At 56.3% G+C, this 26253-nt stretch carries 24 protein-coding genes; 9 read left to right on the top strand and 15 right to left on the bottom strand.

Going from position 1 to position 26253, the window contains the following annotated elements; translation table 11 throughout:
* Positions 1–31 precede the first annotated feature (31 nt).
* On the bottom strand, positions 32–1039 hold the full coding sequence (locus ACN0TS_RS13720) for an ABC transporter permease (protein ID WP_417259927.1): 1008 nt from the start codon (positions 1037–1039) through the stop codon (positions 32–34).
* A 31-nt stretch (positions 1040–1070) separates the two neighbouring features.
* The gene (locus tag ACN0TS_RS13715; protein ID WP_417259926.1) at positions 1071–2591 is read right to left on the bottom strand and encodes a sugar ABC transporter ATP-binding protein; all 1521 of its coding nucleotides are present in this window, start codon (positions 2589–2591) and stop codon (positions 1071–1073) included.
* A gap of 170 nt (positions 2592–2761) precedes the next feature.
* Here ACN0TS_RS13715 and ACN0TS_RS13710 point away from each other — a divergent pair, with 170 nt between their 5' ends.
* Complete coding sequence (locus ACN0TS_RS13710; protein ID WP_417259925.1) at positions 2762–3796, top strand: LacI family DNA-binding transcriptional regulator; 1035 nt, start codon at positions 2762–2764, stop codon at positions 3794–3796.
* A gap of 16 nt (positions 3797–3812) precedes the next feature.
* Here the strand turns inward: ACN0TS_RS13710 and ACN0TS_RS13705 are convergent, their stop codons facing one another.
* Genes ACN0TS_RS13705 through ACN0TS_RS13695 form a run of 3 tightly spaced genes read right to left on the bottom strand, consistent with a single transcriptional unit; the run spans position 3813 to position 6516 of the window.
* Positions 3813–4727: a phosphoadenosine phosphosulfate reductase gene (locus ACN0TS_RS13705; RefSeq protein WP_417259924.1), complete on the bottom strand. Its 915-nt coding sequence runs from the start codon at positions 4725–4727 to the stop codon at positions 3813–3815.
* The gene (locus tag ACN0TS_RS13700; RefSeq protein ID WP_417259923.1) at positions 4727–5497 is read right to left on the bottom strand and encodes a sulfotransferase family 2 domain-containing protein; all 771 of its coding nucleotides are present in this window, start codon (positions 5495–5497) and stop codon (positions 4727–4729) included. The genes ACN0TS_RS13705 and ACN0TS_RS13700 overlap by 1 nt, the downstream gene beginning before the upstream one ends.
* Positions 5497–6516 (bottom strand): hypothetical protein, encoded by a 1020-nt coding sequence (locus ACN0TS_RS13695; RefSeq protein ID WP_417259922.1) that lies wholly within the window; start codon positions 6514–6516, stop codon positions 5497–5499. The genes ACN0TS_RS13700 and ACN0TS_RS13695 overlap by 1 nt, the downstream gene beginning before the upstream one ends.
* A 280-nt stretch (positions 6517–6796) precedes the next feature.
* Between ACN0TS_RS13695 and ACN0TS_RS13690 the strand changes: the two genes are divergently transcribed.
* The 6 genes from ACN0TS_RS13690 (at position 6797) to ACN0TS_RS13665 (ending at position 15312) form a co-directional block, all read left to right on the top strand.
* Entirely contained in the window at positions 6797–7807 is a 1011-nt protein-coding gene (locus tag ACN0TS_RS13690; protein ID WP_417259921.1) for a glycosyltransferase family 2 protein, read from the top strand.
* The gene (locus tag ACN0TS_RS13685; protein ID WP_417259920.1) at positions 7800–10022 is read left to right on the top strand and encodes a glycosyltransferase family 2 protein; all 2223 of its coding nucleotides are present in this window, start codon (positions 7800–7802) and stop codon (positions 10020–10022) included. The genes ACN0TS_RS13690 and ACN0TS_RS13685 overlap by 8 nt, the downstream gene beginning before the upstream one ends.
* Positions 10023–10047: 25 nt before the next feature.
* Positions 10048–10962, top strand: a complete 915-nt coding sequence (locus ACN0TS_RS13680; RefSeq protein WP_417259919.1) for a hypothetical protein — start codon at positions 10048–10050, stop codon at positions 10960–10962.
* A gap of 68 nt (positions 10963–11030) precedes the next feature.
* On the top strand, positions 11031–11873 hold the full coding sequence (locus ACN0TS_RS13675; protein WP_417259918.1) for a helix-turn-helix domain-containing protein: 843 nt from the start codon (positions 11031–11033) through the stop codon (positions 11871–11873).
* A 69-nt stretch (positions 11874–11942) separates the two neighbouring features.
* Positions 11943–12956: a deoxyribose-phosphate aldolase gene (gene deoC / locus ACN0TS_RS13670; protein ID WP_417259917.1), complete on the top strand. Its 1014-nt coding sequence runs from the start codon at positions 11943–11945 to the stop codon at positions 12954–12956.
* A gap of 22 nt (positions 12957–12978) precedes the next feature.
* Positions 12979–15312: an aldehyde dehydrogenase family protein gene (locus ACN0TS_RS13665; protein WP_417259916.1), complete on the top strand. Its 2334-nt coding sequence runs from the start codon at positions 12979–12981 to the stop codon at positions 15310–15312.
* A 9-nt stretch (positions 15313–15321) separates the two neighbouring features.
* Here ACN0TS_RS13665 and ACN0TS_RS13660 read toward each other — a convergent pair whose 3' ends face one another.
* The 9 genes from ACN0TS_RS13660 to ACN0TS_RS13620 all read right to left on the bottom strand — a co-directional run bounded on the left by ACN0TS_RS13660 (position 15322) and on the right by ACN0TS_RS13620 (position 23482).
* Positions 15322–15960 carry a DUF1523 family protein gene (locus ACN0TS_RS13660; RefSeq protein ID WP_417259915.1) on the bottom strand — a complete coding sequence of 213 codons (639 nt, stop codon included), beginning with the start codon at positions 15958–15960 and terminating at the stop codon, positions 15322–15324.
* 12 nt (positions 15961–15972) lie between these two features.
* Positions 15973–16239: a hypothetical protein gene (locus tag ACN0TS_RS13655; RefSeq protein WP_417259914.1), complete on the bottom strand. Its 267-nt coding sequence runs from the start codon at positions 16237–16239 to the stop codon at positions 15973–15975.
* 62 nt (positions 16240–16301) lie between these two features.
* On the bottom strand, positions 16302–16631 hold the full coding sequence (locus ACN0TS_RS13650) for a hypothetical protein (protein WP_417259913.1): 330 nt from the start codon (positions 16629–16631) through the stop codon (positions 16302–16304).
* 83 nt (positions 16632–16714) lie between these two features.
* Positions 16715–17926, bottom strand: coding sequence for a PLP-dependent aminotransferase family protein (locus ACN0TS_RS13645; protein ID WP_417259912.1), 1212 nt, complete (start codon positions 17924–17926; stop codon positions 16715–16717).
* A gap of 178 nt (positions 17927–18104) precedes the next feature.
* Entirely contained in the window at positions 18105–18593 is a 489-nt protein-coding gene (locus tag ACN0TS_RS13640; protein ID WP_417259911.1) for an Hsp20 family protein, read from the bottom strand.
* A gap of 151 nt (positions 18594–18744) precedes the next feature.
* Complete coding sequence (locus ACN0TS_RS13635) at positions 18745–19557, bottom strand: trypsin-like serine peptidase (RefSeq protein ID WP_417259910.1); 813 nt, start codon at positions 19555–19557, stop codon at positions 18745–18747.
* Between the two features lie 54 nt (positions 19558–19611).
* Positions 19612–20913 (bottom strand): glycolate oxidase subunit GlcF, encoded by a 1302-nt coding sequence (gene glcF, locus ACN0TS_RS13630; RefSeq protein ID WP_417259909.1) that lies wholly within the window; start codon positions 20911–20913, stop codon positions 19612–19614.
* The gene (locus tag ACN0TS_RS13625) at positions 20913–22049 is read right to left on the bottom strand and encodes an FAD-binding protein (protein ID WP_417259908.1); all 1137 of its coding nucleotides are present in this window, start codon (positions 22047–22049) and stop codon (positions 20913–20915) included. Before ACN0TS_RS13625 ends, glcF begins: the two co-directional genes overlap by 1 nt.
* Entirely contained in the window at positions 22046–23482 is a 1437-nt protein-coding gene (locus ACN0TS_RS13620; protein ID WP_417259907.1) for an FAD-linked oxidase C-terminal domain-containing protein, read from the bottom strand. Before ACN0TS_RS13620 ends, ACN0TS_RS13625 begins: the two co-directional genes overlap by 4 nt.
* A 99-nt stretch (positions 23483–23581) precedes the next feature.
* Between ACN0TS_RS13620 and ACN0TS_RS13615 the strand changes: the two genes are divergently transcribed.
* Positions 23582–24277 carry a DUF599 domain-containing protein gene (locus tag ACN0TS_RS13615; protein WP_417259906.1) on the top strand — a complete coding sequence of 232 codons (696 nt, stop codon included), beginning with the start codon at positions 23582–23584 and terminating at the stop codon, positions 24275–24277.
* Between the two features lie 3 nt (positions 24278–24280).
* Here ACN0TS_RS13615 and ACN0TS_RS13610 read toward each other — a convergent pair whose 3' ends face one another.
* Positions 24281–25129 carry a helix-turn-helix domain-containing protein gene (locus ACN0TS_RS13610; protein ID WP_417259905.1) on the bottom strand — a complete coding sequence of 283 codons (849 nt, stop codon included), beginning with the start codon at positions 25127–25129 and terminating at the stop codon, positions 24281–24283.
* Positions 25130–25364: 235 nt separating this feature from the next.
* Here ACN0TS_RS13610 and ACN0TS_RS13605 point away from each other — a divergent pair, with 235 nt between their 5' ends.
* Positions 25365–26249: a carbohydrate ABC transporter permease gene (locus ACN0TS_RS13605; protein WP_417259904.1), complete on the top strand. Its 885-nt coding sequence runs from the start codon at positions 25365–25367 to the stop codon at positions 26247–26249.
* The last annotated feature ends 4 nt before the right edge of the window (positions 26250–26253 follow it).

The raw sequence follows: 26253 nt of genomic DNA, 5'->3' as shown, positions 1-26253 counted from the left end.
TTTAACACGGGCCGGCGTCCGTTTCGGCCCATTATGCCTTGCGCGACAGCGAACGCTGCACAAGCATTGCAATGATGATGATCGCGCCTTGAATAGCGCCGAGCAGGTATTCGGAAATGAAGCTCGAAAGCAGCATGATGTTACCCACAAGTTCGAGAATGAAAGCGCCACAGATGGTGCCCCAAACACGCCCTGCGCCACCTTTGAGCGCGGTACCGCCAACAACCACTGCGGTGATCGCCTGTAGCTCCCACATTGTCCCCGTTGTGGCGGATGTGGACCCGAGACGCGGCACATAAAGGATCACCGCAATCGCCACACAGATCCCTTGGATGATGAAGGCAGCCATGCGCACGCGGTCCACATTGATGCCCGAATAACGCGCAACATCGCGGTTGGAGCCCACGGCAACCACATGGCGACCGTAGCGTGTGCGATACATGATAACGGCGGCGACAATAGTCACGGCAAGGATGATCCAGATCGGGATCGGAAGACCGAGAAACCGCGCGAAATACACCGGACGATAGGCGTCCTGTTGTTCCATGGAGCTGAGCGTAATCGCTCCTCCTTGGCTCAACCATGTGGTCAGGCCGCGATAAATCCCCATCGTACCGAGTGTCACAATGAACGGTTCAATACGCCCCCATGTCGTCACCGCGCCGTTGAGAAAGCCACATGCCGCCCCAAGAATAGAGGCCAACACCATCGCGGCCACAATCATCAGATAGGGGTTTTCGATAATGTTGGAATTCATGAACAGGATCATCACGGAAGCAACAAAGGCCACCATTGAACCGACCGACAAATCAAGGTCGCCCGACGAGATCACAAAGGTCGCCCCAACCGCGATTATGGCGATAAAGGCCGAGCGGGTGGCCACGTTGGTCAGGTTTGTTACCGAGATAAAATTCGGGTTGACCATCGCGCCGATAATCAACAGCAAAACGAGTGCGATGAACGGGGCGATGGCCCGCATATCCATACCCTCAAGGCGTGATTTGGCAACTTTGCCCTCTGCGTTTGGTGTTTGGCTCACGTCTCTCTCCCTTTGGCGGTCTTTTCGCCGCTTAACTTGCTTTGCGCAGCCCAGCAGCCGCGCGCATAATCTGGTTTTCATTGACGTCATCCCCGTCGAGAACCTCGACAAGAGCGCCCTCTCGCATCACGGCCACGCGGGCGCAAAGGCCAATGATTTCTGGCATTTCCGATGAGATAACGATGACCGAGTGCCCCTCATGGGCAAGCACGGAGATGAATTGGTAAATCTGTTGTTTGGTGCCGACATCAATCCCGCGCGTGGGTTCATCGATGATGACGATCCCGGGCTCGGTTTCCATGATCTTGGCCAAAAGGAGCTTTTGTTGATTGCCCCCTGACATGCGTCCGGCGGCGACGCGGGTATCTCGGACGCGGATATCAAACCGGCGCTTTGCCCGCCCCATAGCCTGCACTTCGCTCGCGGGCGACAGAAGGCCTCGACGCGCGTGACGGTCAAGTGATTGCAGCGTCAGATTCGGGGTCATCCCCTCATCGAGCAAAAGCCCCTTCCCTTTGCGGTCTTTGGTCATATAGGCGAGACCCATTGCCGTTGCGGTCTTCATATCTCCTGCATGAAGAGCCACACCGTTGACCTCAACCGTGCCACTGACACGCGGATGCAATCCTATGACCGCTTCCATTAATTCCGTGCGGCCCGCACCGATGAGGCCCGAAAATCCGAGGATCTCACCCTTGCGCAAAGTGAACGACGCATTCTTCACGAAGCCCGTGCTCAGATTGTCCACCTTCAGAACCACAGGCGCATCGACATCGGGTTCGGATTTGGACGGATAGAGGCTCGACAATTCGCGCCCGACCATAAGCCGCGCGATCATTTCGCTGTCGAGATTTCTTGTGTCTTCTGTTTTGATCCACTGGCCATCGCGCAGGACAGTCACACGGTCGGTCAGCTCCATCACTTCGTCTAGCTTATGCGAAACAAAAACGAAGCTCGCGCCCTGCTCGCGCAATTTGCGCACCTGCACAAAAAGGCGGTCCACTTCTTCTTGCGACAGCACGGCGGTTGGCTCGTCCATAAAAATCACCCGCGCATTGCGGCTGATGGCTTTGGCGATCTCCACCATTTGTTTGTCGGCAATAGTAAGGTCGGAAATCAACGTATTTTCGTGGATATTCGCGCCTAGTTCATCAAGCGCCTCTCGTGCCTTTTGCCGCATCGTTTTACGATCCAACATGCCGTAGCGCGTGATCTCACGGCCCAAAAACAGGCTTTCCGTGACGGTCAAATGGTCAGCGAGGTTCATTTCCTGGTGGATCAGAGCGATCCCGAGTACTTCAGCCATGCCATCGGGCGGCAGTTCAACCTCAACACCATCAAGGCACAGCACACCTGACGTCGGCGCTTCGAATCCCGAAAGGATTTTGACAAGCGTGGATTTCCCCGCGCCATTCTCCCCCATCAACGCATGTATCTCGCCTTTCCGAATGTCGAAGTCGACACTGAAAAGCACAGGTACATCATTGAAAGATTTAGAAATTCCGCGCGCAGACAGAATCACGGCACCGGCATCGCCTTGCATGTCAGTCATCATTCCTCCCAGAAGCTTCTAAACCTCTCCCTCCAAGGTATGTAAACCTTTTCATAATTCATGTAAAGGTTTACATAAAGTCGGCAAGACTGGCGAAAGCGCCGCGTTTCTGCCATGACCCTACGGGAACACGAGCTGGCATCAACAGGTCAAAACAAGGGGAGATTTTGGTGGCACCTAAGGATCAAGCCACAATTGAAGATGTCGCCCGCATTGCAGGCGTCTCGATTGCGACGGTCAGCCGTGCGGTCCACTCCCCTGAACGCGTTGCCGACTCCACCCGTAAAAAGGTCAACCAAGCGATCCTTGTGACGGGCTATACGACCAATGCGATGGCCCGCAGCCTGCGGATGGGCCGCTCCAATATCATCCTTGTTCTAGCTCCTGACATTGGTGACCCCAATTTCTCATCCACCTTGATCGGCATAGAAACCGAGGCCCGCGCACGTGGTCACGCCATTCTGATCGGCCACACCCAGAACGACCCCGCACGCGCCATTGATTACCTGAAATATGTCACCTCACACCAAGCCGCAGGCATGATCCTGTTCACAGGCCGCCTTCCCACAGGCGACGCCGTAAGCGCCATGCCATTGCCGCCCACTGTCGCGGCATTCGAGCCGATTCAGGACGGGACATTTCCCTACGTTGGCGTCGATGATTGCGCAGGCGGGCGTAAAGCCACCGAACACCTATTGGCCGCCGGACATCGCACCATTGCCTTTGTCGGCGACACACAGATGCGCATCGCTTATCAGCGGCGGCGGCAAGGGTTCGATTCAGCAATGGATGGCGCCCGCATCCCGCAGGAAAACAGGATCATCATCAACGGCGACGGAACAACAGCATCGGGGCAACATGCGGTCGAGCTTTTGTTTATGCGAGATCGGTTGCCCACCGCCTTTATGTGCGTCAATGACACCACCGCCATTGGCGTCATGAACGCACTCGCCGCACGACATTACAACGTCCCGCTCGACTTTTCCGTCATTGGGTTTGATGACGTGCCACAGGCCACCTATGTGTCCCCCCCGCTCACCACGATCCGCCAACCCCGCTCCATCATAGGGAAAGCTGCCATTTCACGGCTGTTCGACATGATTGAGAAGAAGGAAGGCGCGCAGGCTCCAACGGAGCAACTCATTGCACCCGATCTGGTTTTGCGCGGCTCGGTCACATCCCCCAAATTCACCCCCGACCACTAGGGGCCGCATCTGTACGTTACCGCTTGGCCAGGGCTTCATTCGCCTTTTTTAACGCTTGGCGGAAGACTGGCCCCGGAGCGCGCGCAATGACTGCCTCACAATAGCGAGCGACCCAGACAGGGCGCTGCATCTTCTTGAGCCGCTCCAGCATCTCTTTTTGATAGCGGCGATTTTCACGGCGACCGCGCAGCAGATGATAGAATTCCTTGTCGGTGAGCGTGCCAGATATCGCGCCCTCGACAATAGGCGTCAAAATCCCGAGCTGCACCCAAAGCGACGCTATGCGGTGCCCGAAATAGCGGCATCGCATCTTGCGGATATTATCGCCACGAAACAGCGCCGCGTGCATCGCATCAAGCGACGAAAGAGGATCATAGAACAGGTAAACATATTCAGCCGTTTTCACCATGTCAGGCGCGTATCCGTAGCGAGAAGAAAAATCCCGCGGCCATGCCTTGCGGTAGCGCGTCTCCCACGAGGCATCAAGACGTGACAAAGTGGCCTGCGGTGAGATCAAGACAACCCCCGCGCCGGGATGGGCAGCAGAGAACGCGGCTGCGGCATAGCCCCCCATAGATGCGCCGTAGAAAATCACCCGCTTGTAGCGATCAAAGAAGCCCTCGGCTTTGAGCCGGTCAAAGAAATCAAACACGGCCTCATCGCGATACCATGTCCAATCGTGAGCCATCATGCCAAGCATCGACCAACCGCGTTTCTCCACGAATCCGTAGCCCCACGGCATTTTCCCCACGCCGCGCGAATAGACATCGTCAAGGTTCTCGAACGTCACGATCAACGTATCGCCACGGTTCACCAAAAGTGCGGTATGCTGCGGACCCAACTCCTCATAGAAGCCTTCACGCTCCCCGATCTCGCGCAGGGAGGCCCGCCATTCGTCTTTGCTTTGCTCTGGAGCAATGTCCTCGGCCATTACGCACACTCCTTCAAGCGTTGCGTCACCTGCTCATACATCTCAAGGTCGGGCGCAAATGCTGTCTCAAGATTTTTGATGTCCTGTGCGGACAGACCCTCACGCCAGTCTTTCGATGTGGTTTGATGGCCAAATGACTTGCGGGTATCCTCGATCTCACCTGCTGCATCTCCACCAAAAATGGCCGTGATGATATGCGCCATTGCGGGCTTGATATCCTCAACCACACCCACAAAGTCGTAGGGGATTTGATCATAGGACATTTCCAATCGTTGCGACCGCCAATGACGATCCAGATTACGCGCTCCTTCGTCATGGGCCAGAATGTCTATGAAGGACGAAAGCGACATCGGCGCATCAATCGGACGCCCCAAATAGGTCATCAGGTTCGCGCGTTGCTTACCCACCGCATCGACCTTGTCCGCCCATGCCGACACCGTGCGGGAAATCGGCTCTCGTACAATGGTAAATTTGAACACATCATCACTGCGCACCGCGTCCTCAACCATCGCATTTGTCAAACCGCGCGGCCCCGTGAGCAGCAACGATTTGGGCGGGGCATGGACACGCTCCATCGACAAGTCTTCAACAATGCCCTTCGCCGCAGCGAGGTGCTTCATCAAAGTTGCAAGCACCGTTGTGCATGCAGCTTTGTGCATCTTCATATACAAAAAACGGCTCTCGGGCGGATCAAACGCAGGCAAATTCACAGTTTGCAAGAAATGGCGGCGATGCGGATAGTTCATCAGCATCTCATCAAAAAGAGCCATTACCGTTCCTCCGGAACAAATAACTTGGATGCATTTTGCACGATGGTATCGCGGCATTCCTTTATGAACTGCTTATCCACAAGAAAATCACGGGAAAGCTTATCCATAGAAGCATCGCTTTTTATCGCCGCAAGGCCGACCTTGGCCCGGAACAGTGCTTCATCCTCGGGCGTTCTCACTTTGGCCTTGACCACTTTAGGCGGAATAAGAGCCTCGTCAGGGTTGATCTCATGCTTATCCAGCAGCCGATCCATGTAGGAACCACGACGCGGGCGATTGTTTTCTTTCTCCTCGAGCCGCGGCTTCATTCGACGCGCCCAAAAATGCACGCCTCGCGTCTCGTCGGTAAACCGCTCCTCGACGTTGAAACGGCTAATGATCATATGGTTCCGATCTGGATAGCTCACGGGATAAAATGCAGCTTCAGGGCGCGCATGTTCGATCTCTCCCGTCTTTTGCAAAAAGTAGGTCACGGAGGCAGGGCCTGTAAAACCCCAATTTTGCGCAGTCATATGGACGGGGTGTCCAGCGTCACGCTCTGCTTCCAATTCACGGATTTGCCAAGGTTTCAACCACGGAGCAATGGCGTATTCATCTTTGAAAAAGTCCAGAAGTGCGTTGAGCGTTTCGCTCTCGCGCGGCAAACCCAAAACAGCATTGCACACCAACCCTGGCTTTTCCCAACCGAACACAAACCCAGACGGATCATCGAAAGGGCGATGACAATACATATCGGCATCGACCCAAATTTTGTCCGTTTTCTTGAGCAGATTGAGCCGCCACATATCAGCATGGATGGCAGGGCTGCCTGTGCGCACGTGGCGCAGCATCGGAGTAGATGGGTAAATCTCCTCGGCATCTGCGACATGCACACCTTTTGGCACATTAGGAATAGGTTCATAGGAATACAGGGTGATGTGATGCCCCATATCCGCAAAGCTCTTCAAACACAGCTGTTCCAGCCAACTCAATCGCCCACCGATCCAAAGAGACGCGATTTCTGGGAGTTGTTTCACCATAATAATGCCCTTAGCGCCGTAGGCGCCCCTCGTTACTTTGCCCCATGGATAGCATGGCATTAGTCACCTATCTACGCATATCGGAAGGCAACCGCATTCAATTTTCCTTAGACTACCCATGCCTCCCCAAAGCGTAAAGCATTGTCATTATACATAGAACAGCCCCCACCCAACTTGACTTAACGCCACCCATATGAGACCAATCAGGCCATAAAAACAGGCGTCTCAAGCGGTGAGCCACAGGTGCAAACCGGCCTTGGGATAACAGGTGGATACGAGTTTGAGTGCAGTTGGGATCACATGTGTCCGCGACGAAGGTCCGTGGCTTCTCGATTGGATTGCCCACCACCGCGCCCACGGTTTCACCCATTTCGTCATTGCATCACATGACTGTCTCGACGGATCGGACGCTATGCTTGACGCCTTGGATGAGGCGGGAATTATCACGCATCTGCGGTTCTCACCGAAAGCGGGCAAAGCCGTGCAATGGCAAGCCCTGCGCCTTTTGCAAGAACATCCGGCATATCGCGACGCCGACATGGCGCTCTTTTTTGACGCCGACGAATACCTTGTCCTGACAGAGGGGACGACCCTCGAAACCCTGTTGCCCGCAGAAGCCGACGCTGTGCCGCTGCGATGGCATCTGTTCGGAAACGGGGGGCATTCCGAGTGGGTAGACCGCCCCGTCACAGAGCGATTTACGAAGGGCAGTGCAAACGGAATACCCGTGCCCTTGGCGCATCTGTTCAAGTCGCTACACAGACCACAATCCTTTAACGGATTGGGCGTTCATCGCCCCAAAGGTCGCGCCACATGGTGGCTCGCGTCGGGCAAACCCGCCCACGACAAATTCAATGAATTGGAAGCGCTGATTCACTTACTCGGCGTGCCACAGCAAGACGAGCGTGCGTGGCTGAACCACTACTCCGTGCGCTCCATCGAAGAGTTCATTCTGAAATCGGATCGCGGGCTGCCAAACCATTTCAGAAAGCCCGTTGATGCAGGCTATTGGGCGCTGCGCAATTTCAACACGGTTGAAGACAAAAGGATCGCACCGATGCTTGACGCCAGCCGCAAGGAGCGTGCGGGATTGGCCGCGTTTGACGCGATGCATGACGCCTGTGTGGCCTATCACCGCGACCGCCTGTCCCGCCTCAAAAAAGACAAAGAAATCGTAGACTTGTTCTGGCAGTGTGAACTCATACCGACCTCGGTTGCCCCGTCAGGGGCGCGGTTTATGGCGCACATCGAAATGCTAAAGAACGCGGAGAGCAAAAAGACCGATGGCTAATTACGTCGCACACACCCTAAAGGCACAAGTCTTTGGGGATGTTATCTTGCTCGATGCCCTTGTGTCGGGCGAGACCACGGAGCTTTTCTTTCATCACGCCAGTGGTCTGACCGAACGCGTCGCTCGAAATCTGCTCTCCAAAGCGGAGATCAAATCTGTGGGCGGCGCAGCATGGATCACAGGCTCGACACCCACAGGCCCCGTAACAATGCCCGTGGGCGACCAGACGCGAGCCATCGCGTTTTCGACACCGACTCCCGAGTTAATGAGCGGACGCAATGTCGCCCTCGCCACACGTAACGGCGAGAGCGCGCATATGGTGTTGGACTGGCTACGCTTTCACATCACCCATCAAGGGCTCACAGGGGCGATCATCCTCGATCGCGCAGATCCCGACGCGAATGCGGCCTTTACCCAAGAGCTACAAGACGGGGTTGCCGCGCTCGACGCCGATCTTGTCGTGCTCCACCTTCACGCAACTGTTCCGCTCGGCAAGGACAGTCTCCCCCCCGAAGCGCATCCGTTTTCAACCCCTGGCGCACCGGGGAAAGACCGCATGGACATCCCCGCAAACGATGCATGGTCTGCGCCGCTGGCCGATGTTTTGGTCTATGAACTATTGCGACGCAAATACCTCGAACAGGCACGCGCCGTTGCCAATATCGAGGTCTATGATCTCGTGCCCAAAAGCGGCGACCTCACAATGTTCGATCTCGCACAGACGGCACCGAACGGTGTGGTGCAGCTGCTCGGGCGTCAGGCCTACCCATGGCGCGTAAAGGGCAACGAGCCGTCCTTTGCCGATCACATTTGCATTCAGTTTGACGAAACCCGCCGCCGTGCGCGGTGGTGTGCCGCCCCTGCCCGTCTGTCATCAGGGTCGGTTTTCCGTCTGATCCGCGTCGGCGGTGCGTCCCCCAAAGCAGGGTATGAGTTCTACCGCTTTATGGGACTTCGCCATCGCGCCCCCTCCGTGTCTAAAATCGTTCCGAAATCCTCACTGATCGAACATGCGCCACTCATAGAGATGTCAGAGGCCGAATGGGGCTATCAGCCCGTCTTGATGCCCGAGGAAACCGTGTCCAAGCCGCCACGCGGTGACAACTCTGTGGCCATTGTCACCTGTATGAAAAACGAGGGGCCGTTCATCCTTGAGTGGCTCGCCTATCACCGCGCCATCGGGGTCGAGGGGTTCTTGGTCTACACCAATGACTGCACCGACGGGACCGACACCTTCCTCGATCTGCTTCAGGAAAAGGGATACGTGCAGCACCGCGAAAACCCGTTCAAAGGCACAGGCCTCAAACCACAGCACGCCGCACTCCAAGCCGCCGAGCATGAAGAGGTTGTCGCAAATGTGGATTGGGCCATTTCGATGGATGTGGACGAGTTCATCAACGTCAAAGTCGGCGACGGCACCATGAGTGCGCTGTTCGACGCGCTACCTGATGCAAACCTGATTTCCTGCACGTGGCGTCTGTTTGGCAATGCGAACGTTCATGAGTACGAAGACAGCTTTCTACTTGAGCAATTCGACCGCGCCGCCCCTGAATTCGCCAACAAACCGCACCAAGCATGGGGCTTTAAAACCCTATTCAAGAATATCGGCCTGTTCAAAAAATTCGGGGTTCACCGCCCCAAGGGTCTCAAACCTCAAATTTGGGACAAAATCCGGTGGTATAACGGGTCAGGTAAACCCATGCCGCGCACAGAGTTTCGCAACGCATGGCGCTCCACCTCGGCGACCTACGGCTACGATCTGGTGCAACTCAATCACTACGCCGTTCGCTCGGCGGAGAGCTTCTTGGTCAAACGTGACCGTGGGCGTGTGAACCACGTGGATCGTGATCAAGGCCTTGCATACTGGTTTCGGATGAATAACAATTTCGAGCAAGAGACATCCATACAGCGCATGATCCCGAAACTGCGTGCCGAATTTGACCGTCTTATGTCCGACCCGGAGATCGCGGCCCAACATAAGGCCTGCGTTGCGGCGCACAGCGCGAAGATTGCCGAACTACGAGCCACCGAGACCTATACAAAGTTCTACAACGAACTGACGGGCCCACGGCTGGAAAAGCTCAGTCGCTTGCATACCCATTTCGGGGCCAATGTCTTCCTGAACGGGCCCGAATGCGTCCCGGATGAGGTGGTCGACAAAGACCCGAAGGAAAAATTCTTCTTTACGGTTGAGCGCGGAGAAACAGCACACTAAGGCGTGTGAAAGAGGAGGCAAACTGATGAAAGTCCATCTACATATCGGGGTGCATTTCACCAACACGACCCGCTTACTAAAGGCAGTACGCAAAAATGAACGCGTGTATCGCCGCCACGACGTCATCGCCCCTCCCGTCACTGCTTACCGCGCACAGATCGACGACATAGTCCAGCGCCTGAACGGTCAACCGGCCGCCCCTGAGGACAGCGAAGCATTCCTCAAAACGCTCACCGCAGGACAAACCGATGCCAGTGGCCTCATCATGATCGATGAACGGTGGTCTGGCCCCCTTGAACAGGCATTTGAAGAACGCATGCTCTACGCGGGTATTGCCGATCGTGTGCGGCGTGTCGCAAACGTGTTTACAGGCTCGGATGTGCGTCTATCCATGTCGATTATCAATCCCGCAACCTTTGTCGGCAGCCTTCTCGACAAGGGACGCGCAGCGGGTCAGGCGAATTGGTTTACCAAACACGTTCCCGCGCATGAGGTTTCATGGCTCCCCTGCATCGACCGCACACAGGAAGCCCTCCCCGATGTGCCTATCTCACTATGGACAGAAGAAGATGCCCCGCTGGTATGGGTGCGTATTTTACGCCATCTGGGCGATTTGGGCGATGATGTCACTATGCGCTCGCCGCTATCCGCAGTCCGCAGCATGTTATCTCATGAGGGTAGCGAACGTCTTTACGCTTATGCACAGAAATTTCCCCCCACGACCACCGAAGCCTTTGAGCGGATCGCCCTCGCGTTTCTCGACAAATACGAACAGGTCGACATCGTCGGTCCCGCCGAAGGCATTCCAGGATGGAACGAAGACGATCTCGAAGAGATCACAGCGGGATATGACGAGGACATCGCAGCCCTCTCCAAACGTGATGGCATCACAGTCATTCAGCCGCAGCAAGTCGCCGAGGATCTGGGCCTTAATCAATAAAAGACACGAAAACCGCCCCATATAAATCTAAATGATACTATAGGGCGTAAAATGTGGTAAGCTGAAGCATGCCACATATTCACCTTCGCCAATCAGATATCTTGGACAATGGAGCGACGTTCCACGTCTCACGTGCGGTTTTGAATCGCGCGCGCCCCAAAGCATTGCACACCCAAGACTACCATGAGCTTTTCTGGTTGGTGAATGGCAAAGCCCGTCTCCATCTAGAGGATCACAAGCACACTTTGATCGAAGGTGATTTGGTGTTTGTCCCTTGCGACACGCCCCATGGGCTGCAAGGCGTGGGTGAGGCCTGTCACATCGTCAATGTCATTGTGCTCTCGAACGAGGTAACCGCCCTTCTTAATCGCTATCCACGGGCCGCCGACTTTTTCGCGCCATCTGGACATGCGCCCGTGCTTCTGCATCGCGGTATCCGCGCCTTGTCACGGCTATCTTCTGCGGCTGTCACTCTTGAGTCTGCCCCCCGCACGACACTATCCCTTGAGGCGTTTTTGCTGCCCCTGATCTCGGAGCTTGTAGGCGACACCCGAAAGATGCCCGATGGCGTCCCCGCATGGCTCAAAACGGCATTGATTGCCGCGGACGACCCCGACACATTTCAGGACGGCGCAGCGGGTCTTGTGGCCGCCACAGGAAAATCACATGCGCATGTCTCGCGCTCGATGCAAAAATACTTCGCCATGACGCCATCCGACTACATCAACGCCCGCCGTATGGATCACGCCGCACGGCTCTTGGCGGGCACACCCGACTCGCTTGCGGAAATCGCCGAATCCCTCGGCATTTCCAACATGAGCCATTTTCACCGCCTGTTTCGGGCGCAATTCAACATGACGCCGCGTCGCTATCGCGAGAAAAATCAGAAGGGCGTCATTCAACCCGTTTGACCAACGGGTCAAATTCTTGTCTTTATTCTCAAGACCTGTCAGATTTGACGCGGAAAGAAGGATCACCCGATGACCGCCACACAGACCTCCGCCCCTCGCACCGACACGCCCGAGGCTATTTCGCAGCTTCCGCAACTCCACGAGCCGCGCAATCCCGGCATGGACCTCGACCTTGACTGGGTGCGCGGCGTGCAAGCCAACACCTCCGCCATCGAGCGGCGTTGCGCGACCTTGCCTGGCCGCAGAAGCGTCAAAAAAGACCACCAAGCGGCATGGCTGCTCAAAGCGATCACCATGATCGACCTGACCACCCTGTCGGGCGACGACACGGCAGGGCGCGTCAAACGGCTCTGCGCCAAGGCCGCGCATCCTGTGCGGGCCGACATCATGGCCGCTCTCGACATGCCCCCTATCACCACCGGTGCGGTCTGTGTGTATCACGACATGGTGGAAACGGCTGTGGCGGCTTTGGATGGCACAGGCATTCCTGTTGCAGCCGTGTCCACGGGATTTCCGGCGGGTCTGTCGCCGTTCCATTTGCGCGTCAAAGAGATCGAAGAAAGCGTGAAGGCAGGCGCCAAGGAGATCGACATCGTGATTTCGCGCCGCCATGTCCTTACGGGAAATTGGCAAGCCCTTTATGACGAGATGCGCGCCTTTCGCGAGGCCTGCGGCGAGGCCCATGTCAAAGCAATCCTGGCCACGGGTGAACTGGGCTCGCTGCGCAATGTCGCCCGCGCCTCTTATGTGTGCATGATGGCAGGTGCGGATTTCATCAAGACCTCGACAGGCAAGGAAAGCGTCAATGCCACCCTGCCCGTCTCGCTCACCATGATCCGCGCCATCCGCGATTATTATGAGCGCACGGGATACCGCGTCGGTTACAAACCCGCAGGAGGCATTTCCAAAGCGAAAGACTCTCTTGTCTACCTGTCGCTAATCAAAGAGGAGTTGGGCAACCACTGGCTATCTCCCCACCTGTTCCGCTTTGGCGCATCGTCGCTGTTGGGCGATATCGAACGCCAGCTTGAGCACCACGTGACAGGCCACTATTCCGCCGCTTGGCGTCACCCCATCGGTTAAGCCCGCCAGAAGGACCAAAGATATGACCGTTAAAGATATTTTCGAGACGATGGACTATGGCGCTGCTCCCGAAAGTGCGAGCGAAGCCTTGGCATGGATTGCAAACCGTGGCGGTATCGCGGGCAACTACGTGGATGGGACATGGGGGCCACTACGCGCCGACATCGACGTGATGAACCCCGCCACAGGCGAACGTCTCGCAGGGCTGACAAAATCCACGCCGGACGAGGTCGCCGCCGCAGTTGCCGCAGCACGTAAGGCACAACCCAAATGGGCCAAATTGGGCGGGCACAAACGCGCCAAGTTTCTCTATGCCATCGCGCGGCTCGTGCAAAAACATGCGCGGCTTTTGTCAGTCATGGAAACCTTGGACAACGGCAAGCCGATCCGCGAAGCCCGCGACGTTGATATCCCTCTGGTCGCGCGACATTTCTACTATCACGCGGGCATTGCCCAGTTGATGGACACTGAAATGAGCGACCGCGAGCCGCTTGGCGTTTGCGGTCAGATCATCCCGTGGAACTTCCCGCTGTTGATGCTCGCTTGGAAAATTGCGCCCGCGATTGCAGCGGGCAACACCGTGGTTCTCAAACCTGCGGAATACACATCGCTGACTGCGATGGTCTTTGCCGAGATTTGCACCGAGGCAGGTCTGCCCAAGGGCGTGGTCAACATCATCACGGGCGACGGGGACACAGGTGCGGCTTTGGTCGCCTCTGACGTCGATAAAATCGCCTTTACCGGATCGACAGGCGTCGGACGCGCCATTCGGACGGCCACCGCCGGAACGGGCAAATCGCTCACCTTGGAGCTGGGCGGGAAATCCCCATACATCGTGTTCGAGGACGCCGATCTGGACAGCGCTATCGAAGGATTAGTCGATGCGATCTTTTTCAACCAAGGGCAGGTCTGCTGTGCAGGATCGCGCCTCTTGGTCCAAGAGGGCATCGCGGAGGACTTCCATCGCCGCCTGATCGAACGCATGTCAAAACTGCGCATTGGCAACCCGCTTGATAAATGTATCGACGTGGGCGCAATCGTTGATCCTGTACAGCTTAATCGCATCAAAGAGCTGATGGCCAAGGGCGGGGCAGAAGGCACGGTTCATCAACCCTGCTCCGCGCCCGAGGGCTGCTATTACCCGCCCACCTTGGTCACGGGATTGCATAGCTCGTCCATGTTGATGCAGGAAGAAATCTTCGGGCCTGTTCTGGTTTCCACCACCTTCCGCACGCCCGCCGAGGCCGTGCAGGTCGCCAACGACACGCGATACGGTTTGGCCGCATCCGTGTGGTCCGAAAACATCAACCTTGCGCTCGACATTGCGCCAAAACTGGCCGCAGGTGTGGTTTGGATCAACGGCGCGAATATGTTCGATGCAGCAGCCGGATTTGGCGGCGTGCGTGAAAGCGGATTTGGTCGCGAGGGCGGATGGGAAGGCATGATGGCCTACACCAAACCCGCGGGCAAAACCGTGGCAATCAAGCCAGCGACCAAGCATCTCAAGCCCGACGCCGTGGCCGTCCTCGATCTCGACCGCACCTCGAAACTCTACATCGGAGGCAAACAATCGCGCCCTGACGGAGGTTACTCTGAGGCGGTCTTCTCCCCCAAAGGCAAACTGCTCGGTCATGCGTCACTGGCCAACCGCAAGGACGTGCGCAACGCTGTCGAGGCCGCGCACGCAGCAAAGGGGTGGAGCAAAGCCACCGCGCATTTGCGGGCGCAAATTCTGTATTATGTGGGTGAGAACCTCTCTGCGCGCAGCGACGAATTTGCCGCACGGATTTCGGCCCTCACAGGCACACCAAACGGCAAGGCACAGGCAGAGGTCGAAGAGGCCATTTCGACACTGTTCACCTTTGCAGCGTGGTGCGACAAATACGACAGCTCGGCCAAGCCCGTGCCAATGCGCGGCGTGGCCCTCGCGATGAAAGACCCCGTTGGCGTGATCGGCGCATTCTGTGATGATCGCCCGCTTGGCGGCCTGATCGACGTGATCGCCCCTGCCATCGCGATGGGCAACCGCGTGGTCGCCGTGGCCTCCGAGGCCTATCCGCTCGCCGCCACCGATTTCTATCAGGTGCTCGACACATCCGACGTGCCTGCGGGCGTGGTAAACATCCTTACGGGCAGCCACAGCGAGTTGGCCAAGCCTCTCGCTGGTCACTTGAACGTCGATGCTGTCTGGTCGTTTTCCTCCGCCGATCTGTCATCCACGATCGAGCGCGAAAGCGCGGGCAATTTGAAACGCACATGGGTGAACAACGGCCAGAGCCGCAGCTATCCCGCGCGGGAATGGCTTGCCCATTCAACCGAGATCAAAACGGTTTGGGTGCCCTACGGCGAAGGCTAATCTGTCAGGTCAGCGTTTCTTGCTGAACCATCCCTTGATGCCACGAGCAGTGTCACGGGTACGCTCGGTCGCGTCGTCCCATGCCTCGTCCACATCCTCGACCAGAGGATCAATGGTGCGTTCACGAAACTGTAGCCACATACGACGGATGAGCAAAAGAACGGTCGCAAAGAAGATCAAGAAGACAATGTTGAACCACGGAATGATCCGAACGTCCGGACCCTCGACTGCTTTGAACGCGATGGCATTTGGGAAGATCGACAAGATCTCGTTGCGCCAACCATAGTGCGTGACCGAATACCATTCGGGCGCGGCTTTCGTCGAAATGGCGTCGTTGGCCTCGGTATAGAGATTGGCCGTATCGAATTTGAAATAAGGCGGCCATCCCCAACCTGTGTCCTCATTCCGGTAAACCATCGATTTTCCGTTGGGATAGACTGCCTGAATGAATTGAACATCACGGGTTTGGTTGGTGGTCGAGCCATTGTCGGGCGCTTGCCAGAACATCGTCGTCCAACCTGTTAGATCTTGGCGCTCTTCATAGGTGTTCACGATCCGCACAATATCGTGCTGCGGCAAAACATAGTGAAAGAAACCGCCCACAAAGAGCACAACAAGGGTAACAAAGGTCCATTTAACGTAGCGCATTGGCGGCAGGCCTCACATGAAGTTCGTTATAAAGAAAATCGCACAAAATGCGATTAGGGGAAGGATGTAGACCAGAAGCAGAAGCTTTGGCCGAAAGGAGGCTTTATAGGCCTCCAGCCCAGCTTCGACATAGGCATCGCGGTCGCCTTTTTCACCCTCTTCGGCCCACTCATATTCCAATCGTTCGCGCATCAGAGAACGGGTGTAGATTGTGAGCAACAGATACAGAACGGTCAGTCCGGCAAATCCGAACAAGAAAAAGCGGAAAAATCCAAGCATGGGTCTTATCCCCGAAATAGGTCTGCGCCCAGTTTACGCCGCATGTGCGAAAAGTGCGAGGCTTATTGGGTGTTCGGTCCTTGCCCCACGCGCATTCCGTCCTGCGCATTGAGCCGTTCAATGCGTTGCGCCACCGAGAACCACCCAAGCGCCAGCATCGGCCCCAGACAATCACCGCCGATGCCGCGCGTTTGAGAAAATAGACCACTGTGACAACGGGCGCTGCGACACCCGCAGCGGCCACGGGAGCGCCGCCCAATCCGTATAGCCCCGCCATCATAGCGGCGGTGCCCCACCACAGCACCACAGCCGAAACACATGTCGCATAGATGGCGTGTCGCTGTCTGCGCGCCCGCTTTGGCGTCAACAGACGAGGGAGGTAGTACCCGCATACGGCCATGACCGTGACGGGTAAAGCCACCGTTAGAATAAAGCTCGCGTCGATCATCGCGCCCACGTGCTCACGCGCACCGCCTCACGCCATTTCCTTGGCAATTACAGCGCTCAAACGAGTGATACCCTCGACGATTTTCGCCGCAGACGACATTGAGAAGTTGAGCCTCAACGTGTTGGCGTTGGAGCCATCCGCGTAAAAGGCACCGCCAGGGACAAAGGCAACATTTGCCAGCAGAGCTTTTTCCAACAGGGCCTTCCCATCCATTCCTTCGGGCAATGTCACCCAGACAAACATGCCGCCCTCGGGTTTGCTCCATTGCACGCCCTCGGGCATATGTGCCGCCAACGCGTCGAGCATGGCCCGCATCCGCGTGCCGTACACCTCGCGTAGTGTCTCGACGTGGCTGTCAAAAACCGATGCGGCGACCTGTGCCACGGCGATTTGGTTGATCGTGGCGGTTTGCAGGTCTGCGGCCTGTTTGGTTAGAACAAGCTGCGCGATGACAGGCTTGGCCGCGACCACCCAACCAACCCGCAATCCGGGTGCAAGGGTTTTGGAGAATGAACCGAGATAGATCGTGCGACAGGCATCAATGTCGCCCTTTTGCGCGACCTCAAGCGCCAATATCGCAGGGCTCGCCTCACCAGTGTAACGCAGGGACTGGTAGGCAGCATCCTCGATCACAGCGCACTCAAGTGCCTCTGCACGATCCAGAATGGTGCGGCGCTCCGCTTCTGTCAGCGTGATGCCTGTCGGGTTGGCAAAGTCTGGGGACAGGTAGGCGAACTTAACATCTCCCCCTGCGTTCTCGGCCTCAGCGGCGATCTGGTCGGGCGCGCGGTTATCGGCAGGATCAAGACGATCATAGCGCGGCTCATAGGCGTTGAACGCGCCCAGTGCGCCCAAATAAGTTGGCCAACCGACGAGGGCGGTATCGTTTCGGTCGAGAAAGAGTTTGCCCAGATAGTCGAGCGCCTGCTGCGAGCCCGCGGTGATGAGGATGTTATCGCGGGTACACGGGACACCGAGCGTGGCCATATGTGCCGCGATCCAATCGCGTAGCGGCGTATAGCCCTCGGAGGTCGAATACTGCAACGCAACCCCTGCCGCTTGCTCGGAAAGCGCGGTAGTCATTGCTTCGGAAAAGGCTTCGCGCGGGAAATACGCAGGATCAGGAATACCGCCCGCAAAGGAAATGATGTCGGGCTGATCCAACAGTTTCAACAGTTCACGGATTTCAGATGCCGTCATACGCGATGTACGGTTGGCAAAGAGGTGATTCAGCGACATGGCACTTCTCCTGATAGACGTACGTGTGTCGCGCAGATTGTAATTTAAGTCAATATAGCTGACATAAATTTAAACATATTTACGCACCTCCTCAACATAGGTGCGCCCGCAGTCGGAACAACTGCGGGCGCATACAAATCACGTCGGGGAAGGACGACGCGTTTGGCGTAGTTTTGCGTTAGACCTCAACGGTCTCTGCTGTGGCGTCGGCCTCAATCGCCTTGTGCGTCTGAGGCGCACCCTTGGCGATCTCGATGCGCCGCGGTTTGAGCGCTTCGGGAACTTCACGGACCAAGTCGATATGAAGCATTCCGTTCTCGTGTGACGCACCTGTGACCTTCACATGATCAGCGAGGTGGAAACGGCGCTCGAACGCGCGTGTGGCGATGCCACGATGCAGATAGGTTTTATCCGACTCCGCCGTGCTATCCGATTTACGTCCCGAAATCACCAGAGCATTTTCTGTTTGCTCGATGGTAATATCGTCCGACGCAAATCCTGCCACGGCGATCGAAATGCGCCATCCGTCTTCAGCCGTTTTCTCGATATTAAAAGGTGGGTAGCTGGGCTGGCTGACATCTTGGGTCAGCATACGGTCCATAAGGTCGGCGATTTGGTCAAAGCCGACAGACGCACGGTAAAGTGGTGCAAGATCAAAGTTTCGCATGGGTATCCTCCTTTGAGCGATCCATAGGTTTAGCCTTCCCATAGCGTGCCATACGCGGGACAGGCGAAAGGCCGGACCCTTTCAAAGGCGTCCGACACTATCAAATTTGGGAATGGAGAATTGGAGTTTCAAGAGGGCAAGAAACGAGATCCTAGTCTTCGGTTTTCCCGACGACATATGTGGCCTCGGAAATCTCGTCCAAAAGGTCATGCGGCAATTCAACCTCAACCTTCTTGAAGAACCGCCGTTCACTCGACGCCAGTTTCATCAGGCGATCCAGTTGGCCTTCCAATGCGGTCCCGACGGATACTTTACGGCCTTGAAACTGTGCCTTGGCGGAGACAACGGAGACGATCTTCGGGCGACCGTTGCTCATTGAAAAAATCGGCGCACCTGACGAGCCAAAATCGACATCGCACGAGGTAACAAGCACACCGCCCTGCTTGGCCAAGACACTACAGGTCTCTTGCAGTGAGGCCGCTTGCGAACGGTAACGGGCATAGGACACAACGCCGACCTGTTGCCCGCTCTTTGCCGATGAGGCGACATCGAAGGGAACAACCGTTCCATCCCGCACTGGGCGGTCCAATTCAATTAGGGCTAGATCGCGGGTCAAACGCCCCTTTTTGTTCGCAGCATTGATCGAGAATTCAGGATGGATGATGGCACGGCGCACATTGCGGTAGGCCTGTGCATGTCCATTCCTGAAGCCCGCACGAAATGTAATCACCGACGGATCATGACGTTCGTGCGTTTTGATGTCGTACATGCAATGCGCTGCCGTCAAAACCAGTGACGGCGTAATCAACGCACCCGTACAAAAGCTTTCCCCCGCGAAATCCAAACGACCGACAGCTTCCCATCCTCGACTGTCATCGACCGTTCTAAACTTTTTGAGCTGGCTATCCGCATGTGCTTGGCCAGAAAAAAATGCCAACACTAGGATTGTCAGAAATCTCACCATAAGTTGTCCCCATGTCCTGTTCGGACTCATCTCTAATGAGCAATCTAGGCGCGATTATGTCAGATTTGAAAACAATTTAGGCGGTTTGGGGCCGCCTGTTGCCCAATCGAGCAACTCAACCGTATGCACGACCGGCACATTCAGGCCATCCCCCAACTGCATCATGCAGCCGATGTTTCCCGTGGCCACAACATCTGGGGTCTTCTCCGAGATTGCATTTATTTTCCGCTCTTTAAGGTTTTTTGAGATTTCAGGCTGCAAAAGATTGTAGGTGCCCGCAGATCCGCAACACAGATGCGAATCGCGTGGCTCCGTGACGGCGAATCCCGCCTGTTTGAGCAGGTCTTTTGGGTAGGTCTTGATCTGTTGCCCGTGTTGCAAAGAACAAGCGGCGTGATAGGTCACTTTCATCTCCTGCGCCCCGTCGCAATGGGCGGCCAAATCGAGTGTCATCAAAACTTCGGAGATGTCTTTTGCAAGACCTGCGACCACCGCGGCATCCTCGGCCAAGGGGTCGTTGCGAAACATATGGCCGTAGTCCTTTACGGTTGTGCCACAGCCCGATGCGTTGATCACAACAGCATCCAACCCCTCTCCACGCACTTCCGCCATCCACGCTGAAATGTTCTTTTTGGCGGAGGCATGGGACAGACTTTCCTTGCCCATGTGGTGGGTCAGCGCTCCGCAGCATCCTGCCCCTTTGGCCACGACCACATCACAGCCAAGCCGTGTGAGCAGGCGAATGGTCGCGTCGTTAATATCGGTATCCAGCGCCTTTTGCGCACAGCCTGTCATCAGGGCCACACGTTTTTTGCGTTCGCCTTGTGCGGAAAACACCTGAGCATCATCATTGCGCGATACGGGTGGGATGACCTTTGGCGCCATCGCCAACATCGCCTTGAGGCGCGGGTCGGGAATGAGGTGGCGCAACGGCTTGCCGATCTTGGCGCCCAAGAGCGCAAGACGGAACCGTGACGGGTAGGGAATGATCCGCGCCAAAGTCCATCGCAACATCCTATCCATCAGAGGGCGCTTGTAGGTTTTCTCCACATGTACCCGCGCATGATCAATGAGGTGCATATAGTGGACGCCCGACGGGCAGGTGGTCATACAGGCCAGACACGACAGGCAGCGATCAATGTGTTTGACGGTCTTTTCATCCGCAGGGCGGTCGTTTTCCAACATGTCCTTGATCAGGTAGATGCGCCCGCGCGGGCTATCCAATTCATCGCCAAGAACCGCATAGGTCGGACAGGTCGCCGTGCAAAACCCGCAATGCACACAGGAGCGCAGAATTTCATTGGCCCGCTCAATCGCAGGATCAGCCAGTTGTTCGGGGGTAAAATTCGTCTGCATTAGCCCATCATCCCACGATTGAATTTCTGATCTGGATCGAATTTGCGGCGCAGGCCCTCTGACAGCTTGGCCACCACTGTGTTCTCAGGATGGAATACGCCGAGGCGGCGTTTTGTCTCGTCACTGCCCCGTATCAATGTGGCATGGCCCGCGCCCATCTTGGCCCGCACATCCGTGCCCGCCTGCGTGAGCAACCAAAGCCGCCCGCCACCCCAGTCATAAATGACATCCTCTGGTTGCACCGCAGCCACCAACGCGGGGGCGTCTGACGGCTTAACGGCCACGCGCCACACATCGTTTGAGGAAGCTTGGAAGCGCGTCACATCACGGATCGCGCCCCATGTTGCACGATTGGCCTCCGCATCCCATTCAATTGTGCTGCTCCCAAATGTGGCAAGCGCCGATTGCAGGGCCCCCATTCGGTAGGAGACCGCGCTCTCAAATCCTTCAAGACGGATCAACGTCCGCGCAGGCTCGCCATTTTCACCGCGCAAATGCGCCGCCCCTGTGACGTCAAAGGGCGTACCAAGGGCAGCGGACATCGCGGACACCGCATCTGGCTCGGACAGGTCTTCGATGACCAATGTCGCTGCCACCTCAGGGATCGACTGGACCTTGAGGCTCACTTCGGTGAGCAGCCCAAGCGTACCGTGGCTCCCCGCCATGAGTTTGACCAGATCAAGACCGGTGACATTTTTCATCACCCGCCCACCGCTCTTGATCACCCGACCGAGCCCATCGACAAAGCCCACTCCGAGACAAAAGTCGCGACATGCGCCCACGCCCACACGGCGCGGCCCAGAAGCATTCGAGGCAACGACACCGCCAATGGTGGACCGACCGCTGCGCCCCAACAGCCCCCGAAAATCGGGGACTTCAAACGCAATGCGTTGACGCTCGGCCGCGAGCATTTTGCCTATCTCCTCCACAGGAACGCCCGCCGACACGGTCAGGGTCAAAGCCCCGGGGTCGTAATCCCACGTAGCATCACTTGCCGTGAGGGTTTCCCCCTCGGCGAGGCCAATTCTACGTGTGTCGCCTCCCTGAACGACAAAGGGGCCACCGTCACGCACACGGGTTGAGACATCGGCTTCCCATGCGGCGAATTCGGGGTGCTTTGCGCCAAGAATGCTCATGCCCGCATCCTCCGCGCATTTGATGCCGCGAGCGGGAAGACCTTGGACGGGTTCAAAATCCATGTCGGATCAAACACGTCCTTCACGGCCATTTGTGCGTCGAGATCATCAGGCGCGAATTGGTGGGTCATCAGATCGCGTTTCTCAACACCCACCCCATGTTCTCCGGTCAGACACCCGCCCACATCAACGCAGAGCTTGAGGATTTCCGCGCCAAGCGCTTCGGCACTTTCCAATTGCCCCTCTTCATTGGCATTGAACAAGATCAGCGGGTGCATGTTACCGTCGCCCGCGTGGAACACGTTTCCGACCATATGGCCGTATTGCTCGGACAACTCACCGATGCGCCGCAGTACTGTTGGCAGTTCGCCCACGGGAATAGTCCCATCGAGACAGATATAGTCGCCCATCTGCCCCATCGCCCCAAACGCCGATTTGCGGCCGAGCCAGATCCGCGCTGCCTCCTCCTCACTTTGGCTTTCGCGGATTTCAACAGGGTTGTGACGTTTGGCGATGTCGATGATGCGGGCCAGTTGGTCGGTCATTTCCTGCGCCGAGCCTTCAACCTCAATAATCAAAAGCGCCTCGCAATCAGGATAACCCGCTTTGGCAAAGGCCTCTGTCGCACGAATAATCGGACGGTCCATGAACTCGATCGCGACCGGATTAAGCCCCGCACGGATAATATCCGCGACACAGGCCCCCGCCACTTCGTTGCTGTCAAACCCCATCAACACGGGGCGCGCGCCTTCGGGTTTCGGCAAAATGCGCAGGGTAGCCTCTGTAACAACACCGAGCTGGCCTTCCGACCCACAAATCAGTCCGAGCAAATCCAAACCCGCAGCATCCGAATAGGCCCCGCCGATTTCGACGATCTCGCCATCGGCCAGAACCATCGTGACGCCAAGCAGGTTGTTCGTCGTCACACCGTATTTGAGGCAATGCGCCCCGCCGGAGTTCATCGCGATATTACCCGCAATGGCGCAAGCCAATTGGCTCGACGGATCAGGCGCATAGAAAAAGCCGTCACCTTCGACGGCCCCTGTAACGCTGAGGTTGGTCATGCCCGATTGCACCCGCACGAACCTGTTGGGGTAGTCGATTTCGAGCACCTCACGCAGACGCGCCACGCCGAGGATCACCGAATCCGCGGTTGGCAATGCCCCGCCCGCAAGTGACGTCCCCGACCCGCGCGGCACCACCGGCACACCCATATCATGGCAAATGCGCATAACATCGGAGACCTCTTTGGTCGTGCGCGGCAGCACCGCCACCAAGGGCGCACATTTATAGGCCGTCAGCGCATCGCATTCATAGGCGCGAATCTCTTCCGGAGCGTCGATCACAGCGCTCGCGGGCAACACCGCGCGAAGCCGCGTGACCAATTCGGGTTTGCGCGCAAGCACGGCGGCATTGGGGGTCGGCATATCCATAGGTCAGCTCCGAAAATGATTTCGCGACGCGATTGGTAAGTTTTTATAACCAATTTTTTCCTATAGCAACACGCCTTCTATCACGCTAAATCATCTTTCATGGAACTTCTTGAACAGCTTCATTTTTTCTCCGTCCTCGATGGGGTCGCCGTCGGTCTTTTGCTTGTCGCTTGGATTGGCATCGGTCTTATCATCGAGAATCCCCCCGCCAAGCTCCCCTCGACGTCTCACCTTGTCGCCGACTACAGGCGCATGTGGATGGTTCAGATGATCACGCGAGAGCCGCGTATTTTCGATGCCGCGGTCCTCGATAGCCTGCGCCAAGGCACCGCGTTTTTCGGCTCGGCTTGTCTTATTGCTATCGGCGGTGGGCTTGCAGCGATGTCGAACACGGAACGTCTGCGCGGCGTAGCCGAGGATTTGACGCTCGATGCGCCCTCAATCATTTGGGAAGTGAAAATTCTGCTCGCTCTGATCCTGATTACCAATGCATTTTTGAAATTCATTTGGTCCAATCGCCTGTTCGGTTACTGCGGTGTCGTCATGGCCTCAGTGCCAAACGAGATTGACGCCCCTGAAACCCTACCCCGCGCACTAAAGGCTGGGGAGTTGAACATCGCGGCGGCACGCGCCTTTAACCGTGGGTTGCGGGGCATTTATTTCGCACTTGGCGCCTTGGGATGGTTGCTCGGACCTATTGGCCTAATCGTGACGACCTGCGTCACCGTCTTTATCCTGCTGCGCCGCGAATTTGCTTCGGCATCGCGGCTTGTCCTGATGGAACGAGAAGAATAACCCCTACCCCCATTTCGATGGCCGTGCGCGATACTGTGACGGGCTTGCGCCGATGTGGCGTTTGAACTGGCGTGAAAAGAAATAGGGGTCGGAATACCCCAATTCTTCGGCAACCTGTTTGACCGTCAGCCCCATATCAAGCCGCCGAATGGCGTATTCCATCCGCTTTTGCTCGCGGTACTTCTGCGGCGTCATGCCAATGCGATCCCGAAAGGCACGGCGAAAATAGTCCTTGTTATAAGGTACCTCGGCCAAGGTTTCCTCAAAGACATAGCCCAACGGATCGGAGGCCAATTGCGAGGCCACCATAATGATGTGGACGGAAAGCTGATCCTGCGACGTCGGCATCGACGGCTCGTCTTTCCAACTTTGGAACGCTTCCTCTAAAAAGGCCAAGAGGATAACCATGAACTGGTGGTGTTGACTAACATCCGTAGCGCGGTCGGTATCTGCTTTGAGACAAAGTTCAACAATGGGTTTGATATTGTCCCAGTTCTTGAACCGCGCCTTATACGACAGGTTCATGGTGCTGATGACGTCGCCCCGGTTGAACAGGTTGAGCGTGAAATGCTGCGCCATGCCTTTGTAGGTAGGGTGCCCGTCAAGGAACCGCCCCCGAAACCGCGTAAACGACGGGATGAGCAAGGCCTCGCCCTCCTCCATCTCAAACGTCGTCCCCTCGATCTCATAAAGCGCCTTACCCTCAAGGACCATAATGAGGTCATGCACGGGCACGACTTTATCCACGCTCCACTCGGGGCCGTGAACCATCGGAATGGGCGAGCGGGCCAATTTGAGACGCAGCGCATCCATTGGCATTGAGACAAGTGAGAAATGTTCGCTTTTGTCCATCCTTTTATCCTGTAGCGCACATGTCCGCCTGCGTCACCCCCTACTAGTATACCAATCAGAAGAGGAATCGCAGTTGGCCTTTGCCATATTTTGGGTAAGCTGCGGTATTTAAGGGGGAAATGACCGAACGGCCTTTATCAGTTTTTTGAAAGCCTTCGGCATGAGAAGTTTGACATGAACGTTTTCGAACATAAGGCACATCGCGACACTGCGCCCTTTGCGGGAGGCAGCGATAATGGGCGGTGATAGCAAATATCTCGGCCTTTGGTATGTGGCTCCCTATCTGATCGGCCTGTTGATGTTCACAGGCTTTCCGTTTGTGGCGTCGTTCTATCTGAGCTTCACAGACTATGACTTGATGTCAAAGCCTGAATGGACGGGTTTGGACAACTACGTCAAACTGTTCACCCACGATCGCACCTTTGACAAATCGCTCAAGGTGACACTGATCTACGTGCTCACCACGGTGCCGCTCAAACTCACCTTTGCGTTGTTCATTGCCGTGGTGCTGAACTACCGCCTCAAAGCGATCAACCTGTTTCGCACGGCCTATTATGTGCCCTCCATCCTCGGTGGCTCCATCGCTATCGCTGTGTTGTGGCGCTATATTTTTGCCGATACGGGCCTCGTGAATATGGCAATCATCGCCCTGGGCGGCGAGGGAATTAACTGGTTCGGTGATCCCGAAAATGCGTTGTTTACGATTACACTGTTGCGGTGTTGGCAGTTCGGATCAGCAATGGTTATCTTTCTCGCCGCCCTCCAATCCGTTGACAAATCACTCTACGAGGCCGCCGCAATCGACGGTGCAGGCCCGTGGCAGATTTTCCGCAACATCACCTTGCCGCTCATCACGCCCGTGATCTTTTTCAACCTGATCATGCAAACCGTGCAAGCGTTCCAAGAGTTCAATGGCCCCTACATCATCACCCAAGGCGGCCCGCTCAAATCCACGTATCTTTTACCCCTCTATATCTACGACGAGGCGTTCAAGAGCTTTGACATGGGCTATGCCTCGGCCATCGCATGGGTGCTCTTTGCCATCATCATGGTGCTGACACTCATCGCGTTCTGGTCGTCGAAAAAGTGGGTCTATTACGCTGGCGACAAGAGGAGCTGATCTG

It is taken from the genome of Celeribacter sp. (genome assembly GCF_048266405.1).
In the GTDB taxonomy this organism is placed as follows: domain Bacteria; phylum Pseudomonadota; class Alphaproteobacteria; order Rhodobacterales; family Rhodobacteraceae; genus Celeribacter.
The sequence above is the reverse complement of the archived record's forward strand: the minus strand, read 5'-3'. Positions and strand labels throughout refer to the sequence as shown.

Coding starts and splice junctions, on each gene's coding strand:
- ACN0TS_RS13695 (WP_417259922.1), bottom strand. CDS start 6,516: ATGGTGAAACAACTCCCAGAAATCGCGTCTCTTTGGATCGGTGGGCGA.
- ACN0TS_RS13620 (WP_417259907.1), bottom strand. CDS start 23,482: ATGGATATGCCGACCCCCAATGCCGCCGTGCTTGCGCGCAAACCCGAA.
- ACN0TS_RS13700 (WP_417259923.1), bottom strand. CDS start 5,497: ATGGCTCTTTTTGATGAGATGCTGATGAACTATCCGCATCGCCGCCAT.
- ACN0TS_RS13675 (WP_417259918.1), top strand. CDS start 11,031: ATGCCACATATTCACCTTCGCCAATCAGATATCTTGGACAATGGAGCG.
- ACN0TS_RS13685 (WP_417259920.1), top strand. CDS start 7,800: ATGGCTAATTACGTCGCACACACCCTAAAGGCACAAGTCTTTGGGGAT.
- ACN0TS_RS13680 (WP_417259919.1), top strand. CDS start 10,048: ATGAAAGTCCATCTACATATCGGGGTGCATTTCACCAACACGACCCGC.
- ACN0TS_RS13660 (WP_417259915.1), bottom strand. CDS start 15,960: ATGCGCTACGTTAAATGGACCTTTGTTACCCTTGTTGTGCTCTTTGTG.
- ACN0TS_RS13605 (WP_417259904.1), top strand. CDS start 25,365: ATGGGCGGTGATAGCAAATATCTCGGCCTTTGGTATGTGGCTCCCTAT.
- ACN0TS_RS13715 (WP_417259926.1), bottom strand. CDS start 2,591: ATGACTGACATGCAAGGCGATGCCGGTGCCGTGATTCTGTCTGCGCGC.
- ACN0TS_RS13640 (WP_417259911.1), bottom strand. CDS start 18,593: ATGCGAAACTTTGATCTTGCACCACTTTACCGTGCGTCTGTCGGCTTT.
- ACN0TS_RS13610 (WP_417259905.1), bottom strand. CDS start 25,129: ATGGACAAAAGCGAACATTTCTCACTTGTCTCAATGCCAATGGATGCG.
- glcF (WP_417259909.1), bottom strand. CDS start 20,913: ATGCAGACGAATTTTACCCCCGAACAACTGGCTGATCCTGCGATTGAG.
- ACN0TS_RS13615 (WP_417259906.1), top strand. CDS start 23,582: ATGGAACTTCTTGAACAGCTTCATTTTTTCTCCGTCCTCGATGGGGTC.
- ACN0TS_RS13625 (WP_417259908.1), bottom strand. CDS start 22,049: ATGAGCATTCTTGGCGCAAAGCACCCCGAATTCGCCGCATGGGAAGCC.
- ACN0TS_RS13650 (WP_417259913.1), bottom strand. CDS start 16,631: ATGCGGGTACTACCTCCCTCGTCTGTTGACGCCAAAGCGGGCGCGCAG.
- ACN0TS_RS13655 (WP_417259914.1), bottom strand. CDS start 16,239: ATGCTTGGATTTTTCCGCTTTTTCTTGTTCGGATTTGCCGGACTGACC.
- ACN0TS_RS13705 (WP_417259924.1), bottom strand. CDS start 4,727: ATGGCCGAGGACATTGCTCCAGAGCAAAGCAAAGACGAATGGCGGGCC.
- ACN0TS_RS13645 (WP_417259912.1), bottom strand. CDS start 17,926: ATGTCGCTGAATCACCTCTTTGCCAACCGTACATCGCGTATGACGGCA.
- ACN0TS_RS13665 (WP_417259916.1), top strand. CDS start 12,979: ATGACCGTTAAAGATATTTTCGAGACGATGGACTATGGCGCTGCTCCC.
- ACN0TS_RS13635 (WP_417259910.1), bottom strand. CDS start 19,557: ATGGTGAGATTTCTGACAATCCTAGTGTTGGCATTTTTTTCTGGCCAA.
- deoC (WP_417259917.1), top strand. CDS start 11,943: ATGACCGCCACACAGACCTCCGCCCCTCGCACCGACACGCCCGAGGCT.